This is a genomic window from Actinomadura sp. NPDC048955 (assembly GCF_040649435.1).
Lineage (GTDB): Bacteria > Actinomycetota > Actinomycetes > Streptosporangiales > Streptosporangiaceae > Spirillospora > Spirillospora luteofluorescens.
This window is the reverse complement of record NZ_JBEZJI010000106.1, coordinates 1-13,489: the sequence shown is the minus strand read 5'-3', so window position 1 is coordinate 13,489 and position 13,489 is coordinate 1. Positions and strand designations below refer to the sequence as shown.

At 74.0% G+C, this 13,489-nt stretch carries 12 protein-coding genes; 2 read left to right on the top strand and 10 right to left on the bottom strand.

Annotated elements, in window-relative coordinates; translation table 11 throughout:
• Positions 1-90: 90 nt before the first annotated feature.
• From AB0C84_RS44065 to AB0C84_RS44020, 10 genes are all read right to left on the bottom strand, one after another.
• Positions 91-876: an HAD family hydrolase gene (locus AB0C84_RS44065; RefSeq protein WP_361078383.1), complete on the bottom strand. Its 786-nt coding sequence runs from the start codon at positions 874-876 to the stop codon at positions 91-93.
• Entirely contained in the window at positions 873-2,006 is a 1,134-nt protein-coding gene (locus AB0C84_RS44060; RefSeq protein WP_361078380.1) for an ABC transporter ATP-binding protein, read from the bottom strand. Before AB0C84_RS44060 ends, AB0C84_RS44065 begins: the two co-directional genes overlap by 4 nt.
• Before the next feature lie 2 nt (positions 2,007-2,008).
• Positions 2,009-3,832 carry an iron ABC transporter permease gene (locus AB0C84_RS44055; protein WP_258940816.1) on the bottom strand — a complete coding sequence of 608 codons (1,824 nt, stop codon included), beginning with the start codon at positions 3,830-3,832 and terminating at the stop codon, positions 2,009-2,011.
• Between the two features lie 65 nt (positions 3,833-3,897).
• Positions 3,898-5,079 carry an ABC transporter substrate-binding protein gene (locus AB0C84_RS44050; protein WP_361078376.1) on the bottom strand — a complete coding sequence of 394 codons (1,182 nt, stop codon included), beginning with the start codon at positions 5,077-5,079 and terminating at the stop codon, positions 3,898-3,900.
• Between the two features lie 66 nt (positions 5,080-5,145).
• Positions 5,146-5,805, bottom strand: coding sequence for a DUF47 family protein (locus AB0C84_RS44045; RefSeq protein WP_258940814.1), 660 nt, complete (start codon positions 5,803-5,805; stop codon positions 5,146-5,148).
• On the bottom strand, positions 5,802-6,782 hold the full coding sequence (locus tag AB0C84_RS44040; RefSeq protein ID WP_361078373.1) for an inorganic phosphate transporter: 981 nt from the start codon (positions 6,780-6,782) through the stop codon (positions 5,802-5,804). The genes AB0C84_RS44045 and AB0C84_RS44040 overlap by 4 nt, the downstream gene beginning before the upstream one ends.
• Positions 6,779-7,774, bottom strand: coding sequence for a Gfo/Idh/MocA family oxidoreductase (locus AB0C84_RS44035; protein ID WP_179842041.1), 996 nt, complete (start codon positions 7,772-7,774; stop codon positions 6,779-6,781). The genes AB0C84_RS44040 and AB0C84_RS44035 overlap by 4 nt, the downstream gene beginning before the upstream one ends.
• A gap of 396 nt (positions 7,775-8,170) precedes the next feature.
• Positions 8,171-9,085, bottom strand: a complete 915-nt coding sequence (locus tag AB0C84_RS44030; protein ID WP_361078370.1) for a LacI family DNA-binding transcriptional regulator — start codon at positions 9,083-9,085, stop codon at positions 8,171-8,173.
• Between the two features lie 73 nt (positions 9,086-9,158).
• The gene (locus AB0C84_RS44025) at positions 9,159-10,511 is read right to left on the bottom strand and encodes a phytase (protein WP_361078367.1); all 1,353 of its coding nucleotides are present in this window, start codon (positions 10,509-10,511) and stop codon (positions 9,159-9,161) included.
• A gap of 122 nt (positions 10,512-10,633) precedes the next feature.
• The gene (locus AB0C84_RS44020) at positions 10,634-11,371 is read right to left on the bottom strand and encodes a GntR family transcriptional regulator (protein WP_361078361.1); all 738 of its coding nucleotides are present in this window, start codon (positions 11,369-11,371) and stop codon (positions 10,634-10,636) included.
• Between the two features lie 164 nt (positions 11,372-11,535).
• On the opposite strand from AB0C84_RS44020, the gene AB0C84_RS44015 reads away from it, so the two are divergent.
• Complete coding sequence (locus AB0C84_RS44015) at positions 11,536-12,417, top strand: TIM barrel protein (RefSeq protein ID WP_361078358.1); 882 nt, start codon at positions 11,536-11,538, stop codon at positions 12,415-12,417.
• Entirely contained in the window at positions 12,414-13,373 is a 960-nt protein-coding gene (gene iolC / locus AB0C84_RS44010) for a 5-dehydro-2-deoxygluconokinase (RefSeq protein ID WP_361078355.1), read from the top strand. The genes AB0C84_RS44015 and iolC overlap by 4 nt, the downstream gene beginning before the upstream one ends.
• Positions 13,374-13,489 lie beyond the last annotated feature (116 nt).

Here is a 13,489-nt window from a genome sequence, read left to right as displayed (position 1 = left end):
ACCGGAACGCCGTCCGCAGACGGTCCCCCGTGGCGCGGGCGGCGAGTTCGGCGATCCCGGCGAGCTCCCGCGAGGCGGGGACGTCGACGCTCATTCTTCTCCTTCGATCGTGGCGGTGAGCAGGTCCAGCAGCCCGTGCCCGTCGTCGACGACGGCGTCGGGACGGCACCGGACCTCGTACGGGACGTCATGGGTGCCCTTGGCCACCATCAGCACGTTCCCGCCGACGCCGGCGCGGTGCCCGCACAGGACGTCCCGGTCGAAGTTGTCGCCGACGTACCACGCGTCCGAGGGCTCGACGCCGAGGGCGCGGGTCGCGATCCAGATCATCTCCGGGTTGGGTTTGCGGATCCCGACCTCGTCGCTGTAGACCTCCAGCGCCAGCTTGCCCGCCAGCCCGGTCGAGGCGGTGTAGTCCCGGTGCACCGCGCCGGACAGCGCGTTGCTGACGACCGCGCAGGGGATGCCGAACCCGGCGGCGGCGTCGAGCAGTTCGGGGATGCCGGGACGGGTGCGGCGCTCCTGCCGCAGCTCGCCCATCCGCTTGCACAGCGGGGTGGCGTGCGCGACGACGAGCTGCCGCGCGGGCGCGGGCCAGTCGGCCGCCACGTAGTCGCCCCAGAACGCGGCGTGGGTCATCTCGCGCGGGGCGTACGGGCGGGACATGGCGTCCTTCCAGCACTTGTCCGCGGCCGCGCCCGCCCTGATGTCGGTCTCGATCGCGGCGGCGTCCAGCTCGCGGGAGCCCGCTCCGGCGAGGGTCGCGTGCACCTCCTTGGCCAGGGCCGCCTGCCAGCCGTCCCGCTTGGACGTCTCGACCAGCACGCCGCCGAAGTCCAGCAGCAGCGCCCGCGGCGGGCGCAGGGACGCGGTCACGAGGCCGCCTTCTGGACGGGCGCGGCGGCGTCGTCCCAGGCGCCCATCCGGGATCCGTCCCCGGCGAACACGTGCAGTCGCTCGGGGCGCGCCCAGCAGTGGAGCCGGTCGCCCGGCGCGGCGTCGGGATCCTCGTGCGTGACGGCGAACAGGTCGGTGTCCATGACGCGCAGCTGCACGGTCCAGCTCGACCCGGTCGGCAGGACGGTCTCGACGACGGCCTCGTCCGCCCAGGCCGTGCCGGGCACCTCGTCCCGCGACCGGGCCAGCCGCAGCGCCTCGGGCCGGACGCCCGCGCACGCCGGCCCGCTCAGTCCGGCGCGTTTCTCCACGTAACGCAGCAGCGACCCGGCGAGCCCCGCGGGCTCCTCACCGAAGGGGACGATGTTCATCGGCGGGCTTCCCACGAACTCGGCGACGAACCGGTTGGCCGGGCGCTCGTACATCTCCATCGGCGGCGCCACCTGCTGGAGCTCTCCCTCCGACATGACGGCGATGTGCGTCGCCATCGTCATGGCCTCCATCTGGTCGTGGGTGACGAACACGACCGTCGCGTCCGTCTCCTCGTGGATGCGCTTCAGCTCCGTCCGCATCTCCAGGCGCAGCCGCGCGTCGAGGTTGGACAGCGGCTCGTCCAGCAGCAGGACGTCGGGGTCCACGGCGAGCATCCGCGCCAGCGCGACGCGCTGCTGCTGGCCGCCGGACAGCTGGGATGGGTACCGGTCCATGCAGTCGGCGACGCGCACCTTCTCCAGGGCCTCCTGCGCGCGGGCCCTGCGGCGCTCCGCCGGCACCCTGCGCATCCGGAGCCCGAACTCGGTGTTGCCGCGGACGGTGAGGTGCGGCCAGAGCGCGTAGTTCTGGAACACCAGGCCCATGTCCCGCTTCTCCGGCGGGACGTAGACGCCGCGCTCGACCGAGTCCAGGACCCGGTCGCCCACGGTGATCTCGCCCCGGGTCGGCTGCTCCAGCCCGGCGATCATGCGCAGGGTGGTGGTCTTGCCGCAGCCGGACGGCCCGAGCAGGCAGGTGAAGGACCCGTCCGGGATGACGAGGTCGAGGTCGCGCACCGCGGCGCGGCCGCCGCCGGTGTAGTTCTTGACCACTCCGCTGAGGGTGATGGCCGGCATGGTCAACCTCCGATGCCCGAGGCCAGGCTGCTCTTGGTGAGCCGCTGGGCCAGGTAGGTCATGGTGAACGAGAGCAGGGCGATGACGAGCACGACGCCGTTGGCGAGCTGGGTGTAGCCGTAGTCGACGAGCCCGATGGACAGGGTGGTGAGCAGCTGCGTCCCGGACGTGGTCAGCATGATGACGATGCTGAGCTCCTTCAGCCCGGAGATGAACGGCAGGACCACGCCGGTGACGAGCGCCCCCCGCTGGATCGGGATGATGATGCGGACCATCCGGGTCGGCCAGCGCGCCCCGCTGATCTGCGCGGCCTCCTCCGGCTCCCGGCCGAGCTGCATCATCGCCGAGATCCCCGACCGGGACGAGTACGGCAGGTGCGTCACCACCATCACCAGGACGAGCAGCGTGATCGTGCCGTAGAGGGCGGGCACCGGGCCGCGCCGGACGGCGAACAGCGACAGGCACGCGGCCGCGAACGCGATGCCGGGCACCAGGTACGGCAGGAACGACACCTGCCGCAGGAACGCCGAGACGCGGCTCCCGGCGCCGCGCACCACCACGTACCCGACGAGGAGTCCGACGAAGCCGCAGACCAGCGAGGCCAGCCCGACGATCCGCACGCTGTTCCAGGCCGCCTCCCACAGCTCGCCTCCGCGCAGCACGCCGTGCGGGAACCCGACCGCGCCCTCGATGTCGGAGCCGAACCAGTACTTCAGCGTGAAGTTGCCGGGGCTGAACACGCCGGGCGTCTTGGTGATCGTGGACAGCAGCAGCGTCAGCACCGGGACGACGACGCTCGCGGCGAACACCGCCATCGCCAGCCCGAACGCGGGCCAGCGCCAGCGGCGCAGATCGCCGCGCCGGTCCATGGCGCCCTTCCCGCCGACCGTGACGAACCGGCGCTGCTCGCGCACCAGCCGGGTGTCGACCACGACGACGAGCACCCCGACCAGCACGATCACGCCGGCCAGCGTCGAGGCGACGCCGGTGCTGCGGTCGCGGATCGCGTGGTACAGGCTCGTGGACAGGACGTTGTAGTCGCTCGGCAGCCCGAGGATGTAGGGGGTGCCGAACGTGCCGAGGACCCGGCCGAGGACGAGCAGCACCGCCGACGAAAGCGCGGGCAGCATCAGCGGCAGCGTGATGCGGCGCAGGACCGTCCGGCCGCCGGCGCCGAGGATGCGCGCCGAGTCCTCCAGTTGCGAGTCGATCCGGCGCAGCGCGTTGCCGAACAGCAGCAGCACGAACGGGTAGTAGTGCAGGCCGAGCGTCACGATGATCGGCACGGGCCCGTAGGCGAGCCAGTCGGGGGTGTGGATCCCGGCGCCCTGCAGATAGCCGACCTGCCCCCCGGACCGCTCGTTCTTGAACAGCGACAGCCACGCCAGCGCGAACGTCCAGGACGGCAGCATGTACGGCACGACCAGCGCGCCGGCCAGGAACGTGCGCCCCGGGACGTTCGTGCGGGTCACGAGCCACGCCATCGACCCGCCCACGACGAGCGCGAACGCGATGACGCCGACCGCGACCGTGAGGGTGTGCAGGAGCGGTTCCCAGAACAGCAGCCGGCTGACCGGGGAGCGGAACACCCGCCACAGGTAGTAGCTCGTCCACGAGCCCGCCCCCTGCCCGGAGCGGGCCTCGTCGCCGTACTGGACGCGGCCCGCGTCGGAGACGACCGAGACGAGCGGGGCGATGACGAGGTAGAGCAGCGCGGCGCTCAGCACGAGGCCGAGCAGCACGGTGGGGTTGCGCAGCAGGACGCGGGACCGGTAGAGCACGCGCCGGCCGCGTGACACGGGCCGTGCGGAGGCGGCGACCGCCATGGGTTCTTCCTCCGGGGTGGAGCCCGGCGGGCCGCTCGTGCGGCCCGCCGGGGGTCGGGCAGTGCTCAGGAGTGGTTGACGCGCCAGAAGTCCTTGATGTCCTGGCGGTTGCGGAAGTCGGCGAGCAGCTTGTCGGAGGCGAACCAGTACAGCTGGGTGTTCCAGTCGGTGAGGCCGGGCGGGTTGTGGGGGCTCACCCCGACCGCGTCGTTGCCGGACACGCCGCCGGAGTGGGCCTCGAGGTCGAAGCCCTCCTTCGACATCGCGAAGTGGACGAACAGCTTGGCGGCGTTGGGGTGCTTGGACTTCGCCGCGATCGTCGCGAACTTGGGGTAGGCGAAGCCCGCCCAGGGGTTCAGGCCCTCGCAGACCTTCATGTCGAAGTTCTTGCCCTCCAGGTCGCGGAACTTGGCGATCGAGAACAGCCCGATCGTCGTCCGGGTCTGGTTGGGCGCGCCGACGGCGGTCGCGACGTCCTCGTCCTCGGTGGTCAGCACCGGGTCGTTCTTCGCGAACCGCTTCACCCACTCGTGGGCGGCGTCGTCCTCGCCGGTCTTGAGCTTGCCCTTGCCGAGCTGCTCGTAGGCCGCCGCGAGCCTGTCGGAGCTCCGCTCCGACAGCTGCGTGAACCACTGGGTGAAGACCTCCTTGCCCAGCGGGTCCTGCAACATGACCTTGCCCTTCCACCGGGGGTCGGTCAGGTCCCAGACGTTCTTCACCGGGCAGCCGCCGGGGTTGAGCCTGGGGTTGTAGGCGAACACGTACGCCTTCGAGATCATCATCAGCGGGTTGCGGTTCTTCTCGGCGATGGTCCCGGCGAGGTCCGGCGGGATCCAGGTGGTGACGATCTTCTGGGGGAGGAGCTGGCCGACGAGCATCGGGCCGTCCTCGAACAGGCTGACGTCGATGGTGACGTTGCCGGCCTGGGCCTCGCGCGTCATCTTCTCCGCGGTCGCGGCGGCCTTGGACTTCTCGCCCTCGGCCTTGATGCCGTACTTCTTCTCGAACGCGGCGGCCATGTCCTTGACGTCGCCGCTGCCGTCGTAGGCGAGGACGCTGCCCTCCTTCTTCGCCGCGGCGATGAGCGCGTTCAGGTCGAAGGACGCGGCGTCCTCGACGGTCACGGTGGGCAGGGGCTGGTCGGCCCCGGCCCGCCCCTCGCTGGACGGCGCGCACGCGCCCAGTGCCGCCGTGGCGAGGGCGGCGGCGACGGCGGCCCCGGCCTGTGCCCGGCGCCCTCTCCTCATGGTGCGGATCATGGTGGGTCCTCTCCTTGCGGGCCCGCAGCCCCGACCTGCGGCTTCATGGTTCGATCAGTGACTGCGCTTGAGCATCGCGTCCGAGAGCGCGTCGGCCGCCTCGCCGAGCCGCCGCCCCACCGCGTCCAGGCGGTCGAGCAGCTCGCGCCGGCGCAGGACGTCGATGTCCAGCGGGCCGGCGAACAGCCGGGTCAGCGCCGCCTGCCGGGTCTCCCGGACCCGGTTGCCGGCCTTGCGCGCGCCGAGCGCCGCGACGGTGACCGCGGCGGGCTCGGCGAGGACCATCCGGACGGCGGTGTCGAGGGAGGTCAGCCCCTCCAGCACGGCGTCCAGCGGCGGGACGGCGAAGCCGAGTCCGGGCGGCCCGAACAGGTCGGCCTCGCGGACGAAGTCGCGGAGGTTGTCCAGGACGTCGTCGACGGAACGGGAGAGCCGGTACAGGTCCTCCCGGTCGATGGGGGTGGCGAGGACGCCGCGCAGCATCGCGGCGAGCGCGGCGCGCTCGGCGTCCCCCGCGTGCTCGATCTCGGCCATCCGGGCGCGGGCCTCCCCGGAGGGCACCCGCCCGGCGGCCATCTCCCGGGCCAGCTCGGCGCCGTCGCGCACGGCGCGGATCTGCCGGGCGACCTGCCCGACGACCCGGTCTCCGGAGCGTCCGCGCAGGTCGTCCCAGACCAGGCGGATGCGGCGGACGGGCCGGACGGCGGCGCTCACAGCGCCCTCACCGCGATGCCGCCGAGCGTCCCTCCGGCGAACGCGAGCGGCAGCGTGAACAGCCACGCGGCCCCGATGCCGACGACGTTCTGCCAGCGCACCCGGGAGGCGCCCTCGCTGGCGGCGACGCCGACGACCCCCGCGGTGACCGACTGCGTCATGCTGACCGGGGCTCCCGCGAGGGAGCTGGCCGCGACCGACGCGGCGGCCGCCGCCTCCGTGGACACCACGTGCAGCGGCCTGGCCAGCACGAGCCCGCGCCCCAGCCGCTCGCCCACCCGGTGGACGGCGCTCAGCGCGCCGGCGCAGAAGACGACGGCGATCGCGATGAGCACCACCGGGGTCGGCTGGACGGGGCCGACCCCGCCGAGCCGCCGCGTGGACACCACGTGCCGCGCCACGCTGACGACGGCGAGCATCTTCTGCCCGTCGTTGGCGGCGTAGGCGGCGCACTGGGCGGTGTAGGCCAGGACGTGGGCGGTCCTGACGGCCGCGGGCATCCCGGCGAAGGACGGCACGCGCCGCGACGCGAGCCCGAGCCCGAACCCGACGGACGTGCCGACCAGCGGGGCGGCGGCACCGATGAGCAGGACCAGGCCCAGCCCGCGCCAGGCCACGTCCAGGCCCATGCCGAGCCCGGCGCCGCCGATGCCGCCGACGATCGCCAGGGTCAGGCTGGTCGGCAGGCCGCGCCCGGTGAGGGCGGCGACGACGGCGAGGGCGACGGTCACGCCGAGCAGGAAGGCGAGCGCGCCGCGCCGGTCGCCGAGGTCGGTGAGGCCCTCGGTGAACGTCCGCGCGACGGCGACCGTCAGCTGCGGGACGAGCACGAGGGGCACGAGCACCAGCGCGGTCAGCAGCGGCCCGGACGAGCGGGGGTAGCGCCCGCTGAGCCCGAGCAGGGCCGCGCCGTCGTTGACGCCGGTCACCCAGACGAAGGCGAGCGCGACCGCGCCGAACGCCACCGCCCAGATCATCGGATCTCCGCGAGCGGGACGCTGCGGCCCTCGCGCAGCGAGAGCGTGGCGGCCTCGGCGACGAGGAGCGCCTGCAGCGCGTCGTCGACCGTGCAGGGGCTGTCCACGCGGCCCCTGGCCATTTCCAGGAACGTTCCAATCTCGTTCGCGTACGCGGGTTCGAAGCGCTCCTGGAAGTCGGTCCACGGGCCGCCGGGCGGCCAGTCGACGCCGGGCTCGGCCGACCGGAGCGGGGCGCGCTCGTCGAGCCCGACCACCCAGGTGCCGGCGGTGCCCGACAGCTCCATGCGCACGTCGTAGCCGGCGCCGTTGTAGCGCGAGCCCTGCAGCGTGGCGAGAGTCCCGTCGTCCAGGGCCAGGACGGCGGCACTGGTGTCCACGTCCCCGGCGGCCGAGAAGTAGGCGTCGCCGCGGTTGGCGCCGACGGCGGTGACCGAGTCGACCTCCCGCCCGGTGACCCAGCGCAGGATGTCGAAGTCGTGGATGTGGCAGTCGCGGAAGATCCCCCCGGACGAGCGGACGTACTCGGCCGGCGGCGGCGCCGGGTCGGCGGTGACCAGGTGGACGCGGTGGAGCGCTCCCAGCCGTCCGTCGAGCACGGCCTGCCGCGCCGCCGCGTATCCGGCGTCGAAGCGGCGCTGGAAGCCCACGTGCACGGGCACCCCCGTCTTGGCGGCGCGGTCGCGGACCTCCAGCGTCGAGCGCAGGTCGGGTGCGACCGGCTTCTCGCAGAAGACGGGGACGCCGGCGTCGCAGGCGCGGACGAGCAGCTCGGCGTGCGTGGACGTCGGCGTGGCGATGACGACCGCGTCGAGCCCGGCGGTGAGCACGGTCTCGGGGTCCCCGGCCCGGGCGCCGATCGGCCCGGCGAGCGCCGCGGCGCGGCGGACGTCGGCGTCTCCGATCAGCAGGCTGTCGACCTGGGGATGGCCGCCCAGGAACCGGGCGTGCGACGCCCCGATCCGCCCCGCGCCCAGCAGTCCGACCCGCATGGTGCCTCCCATGTCCCGTCCGATCGGATGGCGAGTTCATCTGATGGACCGGCGACGGACACCGGTTGTTCATCTGCTCGTCATCTTGGTGTGGTTCGGGCCACATTTGTAGCCCGGGCCGGAACGGCAGTCAAGACTTTGTTCTTACATCTTGACGTTCTTACTTGGACTGGCGTCTTGTCGTACCGGCCCGTGAACCGGGCGGAGCTGGGGAAACGCCGGCACACGGCTCGGCCCCGACGGCCGCGTGCGGCCAAAAGCGGTGCGCGAGCACGCGAATCCGTGTACCGCGGGCATAGGTGAAGGGCGTGCGGCGCACCCGGCCGGAGCCGGGAGGGCACGCCTGCGGGCGTCGCTTCCGGGGCCTGGAGGCCGCCGCCGACGCCGGGAAACGGGCTACCGGACGGTGCCGCGCTCGTTCAGGAGCGGCGGGACGGTGACGCGCCGCGCCGTCGACCGCGCCCCCTCGCCGATCCGTTCCAGCAGGAGCGCCGCGGCCTCGCGGCCCAGCTCCGCGGGCGGTGAGGCGATCGTCGTGACTCCCTCGGCCCGCGCTCCCGGCGGGTCGCCGTGGACGATCAGCGAGACGTCGTCCGGCACGCGCCGGCCCGCGCGCAGCAGCGCGATGAGCGCGCCGGTGCCCGTGGTGTCGCCGAGTGCGAGGACGGCCGTCGGCGGCGCCGGCGCCCGCCACAGCTCGTCCGGGCCGGCGGCGACGTCCGGGCACGCGCGGCGCAGCGGCGAGGGGCGCGGGCCGAGGTCGAGGCAGGCGACGCGGTGGTGCCCGAGGTCCGCCAGGTGCCCGAGCGCCCGCGCGACGGCCGCGGCGCCGTCGCCGGTCACGCAGTCGACGCGGTCGGACCGGACGGAGCGCCCGACCACGGTCACGGCGCATCCGGCCGCGGCGCGCTCGATGTCGGCGGCGGGCAGCCTCGGCCCGGCCAGGACGACACCGTCCGGGCGCAGGTCGAGCAGGTCGTCCAGGGCGGCCCGCTCGCGTGCCGGGCTGCCGCGCCCGGTGGCCAGCAGCAGCCGGACGCCGCGCCGCGCGGCCTCGTCGGCCAGCCCGTCGTGGACCGCGGAGCACCAGGGGTCGTGGAGATCGGAGAGGAGCACGCCGATCATGCCCGTCCGTCCGGCCGCGAGGCTCCGCGCCATCATGTTGGGCCGGTAGCCGAGTTCCCGGGCCGCCCGGAGCACCGCCTCGCGGCGCTCCGTGCCGACCTTGGGGGAGCCGCGCATCACCAGCGACACGAGCGCGCGCGACACTCCGGCTCGCGCCGCCACGTCCTCCAGGGTCGGGTGGGCCATGCGGTGTTCTCCCCGGGTACGGCGAGTCGCCGCCATGGGGCATGGCGGCGACTCGCGTCGGTGCGGTTCGTCGCTAGTCGCGCGGGTCCCAGTCGCCGGGCGTGACGTCCAGGTCGAGCGGGTCCGCCACATCCTCCCAGTCGACCAGCTTGAAGTTGGTGTTCTCCCGGACCTCGCCGTTCCCGTCGGTGACCACGGGGGTGTTGACGCCGTCGTGGACGACGAGGAGGCCCTTGCCGAACCCTCCGACGGGGGCGCTGGTCACCATCGCCCCGTCGCAGACCTCCGAGCCGTCGACCGTGGCGCCGGGGGCGACGCGGAAGTGGCCGAGGTACCGGCGCGGGTCCTGGCGGTCGTAGACCACGAAGGTGTCGTCGCCCTGGCTGGAGGCGAGCAGGTAGCCCTCACCGTCGTCCTGCCGGTAGATGGACAGGCCCTCGGCGTCGGCGGTGAGGTGCGTGCCTCCGGCGCCGGGGTCGGGTCCGCTCGGGGCGCACTCCTCGGTCTCGGGGTCGTAGGAGGCGGGGACGCCGTACTCCCTGACCTTGTCGACGAGCTGCGGCGAGCCGCCGCCCAGCGGGATGCGCCAGATGCCGACGTCCTCCTGGGCGGCGAAGAGCACCCCGTTCTCGGGGTCGGCGACCATGCCCTCGACCTGCGGTCCCTCGCCGGGGTCCTCGCACGGCGCCCAGGTGCCGCCGCCCGGCAGCGCGAACGAGGTGGGCAGGTCGACGTCGCGGACGTGCCGGTAGGTGATGGTGCCCGCGGCGGTGGCCTCCAGCCGGACGGTGCCGATCCGTGAGGTGTGCCGGCGGCTCAGCGCGACGTAGGAGGTGCCGCGGGAGTCCTTCCAGGACGCCAGCCCGTACGCCGTCGCCTGCTCGTTGATCTCGTCGAGGGAGGACGAGAAGACGGGCGGGGCGGCGGGGTCGGTGACGTCGGTGAGCGGGGCCCGGTGGGCCTCGGCCTTCGCGGGGTCGATCGCGTAGGTGCGGACGGTGTCGCGGCCGCGGTCGGACACGACGGCCAGGTCGACCTTGCGGCGGCCGAGCTGGAAGCCGTAGATCAGGTCGACGTTGTTGAACCGTCCGGGCTCGTCGCCGGGCCGGGGCGGGGTGGGGGCGGCGAGCCGCTGGATCTGCCGGCCGGCGGCGTCGTACACCGCGAGGCCGCCCTGCTTCAGCGTCGCGACGATCAGGTCGCCGTCGCGGTCGTCCGGGTGGCTCCAGATGGCCGGGTCGTCGGCGTTGGCGTTGCCGCCCGCGTCGTCGTCGAGGTTCGCGGGCGTCTCCAGCGCGGCGCGGACCTGGGCGAGCTCGTCGCCGTCGGCGGCCGCGGGGACCGCCGGCAGGAAGGCCGCGGCGAGCGCGGCGGTCGTCGCCGCGGCCGCCAGGCGGGCGCCCTGGGGGGTGGGTCGCAACTGCATCGGGTTCCTCCTGATGCGTGGGGGATGCCTGAACGGTAAGCATTAGAGCGCTCTAATTCAATAGAGCGCTCTAATTGATCAAGAGATTTTCACCGGGCGTCCGCCGGCCGGGGCCCGGCCGGCTAGCGCTCGACGAGGGTGAGGGCGAAGGAGTACCGGTCGGCGCGGTAGACGTGGCAGCCGTACTCGATCGCGCCGCCCTTGTCGTCGTAGGCGGTGCGGGTCATGGTCAGCAGCGGGACGCCGCGCCGCTCGTCCAGCAGCCGGGCCTCGGCCGCCGTCGCGCCGCGGGCGCCGATCGTCTGGTTCGCGATGCGCAGGTTGATGCCGGTCGCGCGCAGCAGCTCGTACAGGCCGTGCTCGGCGAGGTCGGCCTCGGTGATCGCGAGCAGGTCGAGCGGCAGGTAGTTGGTGAGCAGGGCGAGGGGCTCGTCGCCGGTGAACCGGATGCGGCGCATCCGGACGACCTCGGCGCCGGGCGTGACGCCGAGCTCCTTGGCCACCTGGTCCTCGGCGGGGACGGCGCCGAGCTCCAGGACCTCGGTGCGGGGCTCGCGCCCGGCGGCCGCCAGGTCGTCGTGCAGGCTGGTCAGCTCGATCGGGCGGCGGATCTCCGACTGCACCACCTGGGTGCCGACGCCGCGCTTGCGCACCAGCAGCCCCCGGTCCACCAGGTGCTGAATCGCCTGCCGGACGGTCGGGCGCGACAGCCCGCACCGGTCGGCCAGCTCGACCTCGTTCTCCAGGCGGGTGCCGGGGGACAGCTCGCCCTCCCGTATCGCGGCCTCCAGCTGCTGCGCGAGCTGGTAGTACAGCGGGACGGGGCTGCTGCGGTCCACGGTCACGCGCGGTCGGTACACCCGGCGCCTCCTCTCGTCGGGACGATCGTACCCGCCGCCGCCGGTTAGCTTATTACCTCATAATGTCATAACAAACTATTGACATTGCTTCCCGCCCTTCAGCAGACTCGGCGAGGCCGATGCCGAGTACGGAGCCGGGCGCGTCCCAGGGAGATGGTGAGCCGATGATCAACGACCGCGTCGCGGGAGCCCCGATCTCGTGGGGGGTGTGCGAGGTGCCCGGCTGGGGGCACCAGATGGACCCCGGACGGGTGCTGGCGGAGATGCGCGACCTCGGACTGGCCGCCACGGAGTTCGGGCCGGACGGCTTCCTGCCGGCCGGGGCCGCGGAGCGCGCCGCCCTGCTGGCCGGGTACGGGCTGCGCCCGGTGGGCGGCTTCGCGCCCGTCGTGCTGCACGACCCGGACCGCGATCCGCTGCCCGAGATCCGGCGGATCCTGGCCGGCTTCGGCGTGGAACGCTCCAAGTCGGAGCCGGTGCTGGTGCTGGCCGCCGTGCACGGGCTGGAGGGCTACGACCGGCGCCCCACCCTCGGCACCGTCGGCTGGACGGCGCTGCTCACCAACCTCGACCGGATCGCCTCGCTGGCCGGGGAGGCGGGCGCGCGGGCCGTGCTCCACCCGCACGTGGGAACCATGGTGGAACGGTCCAACGAGGTGCGGCGCGTCCTCGACGGGTCGGACGTGCCGCTGTGCCTGGACACCGGGCACCTGCTGATCGGCGGCACCGACCCGGTCGAGCTGGCGGCGGGCGCCGCCGGGCGGATCGCGCACGTCCACCTCAAGGACGTCGACGCCGCACTCGCCGAGAGCGTCCGGGACGGCCGGACGCCCTACACCGAGGCCGTCCGCGCCGGCCTCTACCGCCCGCTCGGCGCGGGGGACGTCGACATCGCCGCCATCGTCGGCTCCCTCGAAGGGGCCGGGTACGACGGCTGGTACGTGCTGGAGCAGGACACCGTCCTCGACCGCGAACCCGCCCCCGGCGCCGGCCCGCTGGCCGACGTCCGCGCCTGCGTCGAGTACCTCGCCGGGATCGGCGCATGAGCGGCCCCGCGTCCTTCGACGTCATCACCATGGGCCGCGTCGGCGTCGACCTCTACCCGCTCACCTCCGGTGTCGCGCTGGACGAGGTCGACACGTTCGCGCGGTTCCTCGGCGGCAGCGCCACCAACGTCGCGGTCGCCGCCGCCCGGCACGGCCGCCGCACGGCCGTGATCACCCGGACCGGCGCCGACCCGTTCGGCCGCTTCGTCCGCCGGGCGCTCGCCGAATACGGGGTGGACGACCGGTTCGTCGCCGACGTCCCCGGCCTGCCGACCCCGGTGACCTTCTGCGAGCTGTTCCCGCCCGACGACTTCCCGCTGTACTTCTACCGCTTCCCGAAGGCGCCCGACCTGGAGATCCGTCCGGACGAGCTGGACCGGTCGGCGATCGAGGGCGCCGGGGTGCTGTGGGCCACGATGACGGGCCTGTGCGCCGAACCGTCCCGGACGGCCACGCTGGCCGCGCTGGGCGCGCGCCGCCGGGCCGCTCTCACCGTCCTCGACCTCGACCACCGGCCCATGTTCTGGGAGTCGCGGGACGAGGCGCGGCGCTGGGCGGGCGAGGCCCTCGAACACGCCACCGTCGCGGTCGGGAACGTCGCCGAATGCGAGGTGGCCGTGGGGGAGGGCGACCCCCACCGGGCCGCCCGCGCGCTGCTCGACCGGGGCGTCCGGCTCGCCGTCGTCAAGCGCGGACCGGACGGCGTCCTCGCCGTCGACGCCGAGGGCCGGACCGCCGAGGCGCCGCCGGTGCCGGTCGAGGTCGTCAACGGCCTCGGCGCGGGCGACGCGTTCGGCGGAGCCCTCTGCCACGGGCTGCTGTCGGGCTGGGACCTGCCGCGCGTCCTCGGCTTCGCCAACGCGGCGGGCGCGATCGTCGCGTCCCGGCTGGCGTGCTCGGCGGCGATGCCCTCCACCGGCGAGGTGCTGGCACTGGCCGGGCAGGTGGCCGCATGACTCTCGACATGCCGGTGACTCCCGCGGGTGCGCGGGCGGAGCGGATCGCGGGGTTGGCCGAGGTGCGGGCGGTGCGTCCGGGGGCGGTGGCGGAGGCTGCGCGGGGGCGGGTGCGG

Coding starts and splice junctions, on each gene's coding strand:
- AB0C84_RS44060 (WP_361078380.1), bottom strand. CDS start 2,006: ATGCCGGCCATCACCCTCAGCGGAGTGGTCAAGAACTACACCGGCGGC.
- AB0C84_RS44055 (WP_258940816.1), bottom strand. CDS start 3,832: ATGGCGGTCGCCGCCTCCGCACGGCCCGTGTCACGCGGCCGGCGCGTG.
- AB0C84_RS44050 (WP_361078376.1), bottom strand. CDS start 5,079: ATGAGGAGAGGGCGCCGGGCACAGGCCGGGGCCGCCGTCGCCGCCGCC.
- AB0C84_RS44040 (WP_361078373.1), bottom strand. CDS start 6,782: ATGATCTGGGCGGTGGCGTTCGGCGCGGTCGCGCTCGCCTTCGTCTGG.
- AB0C84_RS44035 (WP_179842041.1), bottom strand. CDS start 7,774: ATGCGGGTCGGACTGCTGGGCGCGGGGCGGATCGGGGCGTCGCACGCC.
- AB0C84_RS44030 (WP_361078370.1), bottom strand. CDS start 9,085: ATGGCCCACCCGACCCTGGAGGACGTGGCGGCGCGAGCCGGAGTGTCG.
- AB0C84_RS44025 (WP_361078367.1), bottom strand. CDS start 10,511: ATGCAGTTGCGACCCACCCCCCAGGGCGCCCGCCTGGCGGCCGCGGCG.
- AB0C84_RS44015 (WP_361078358.1), top strand. CDS start 11,536: ATGATCAACGACCGCGTCGCGGGAGCCCCGATCTCGTGGGGGGTGTGC.
- iolC (WP_361078355.1), top strand. CDS start 12,414: ATGAGCGGCCCCGCGTCCTTCGACGTCATCACCATGGGCCGCGTCGGC.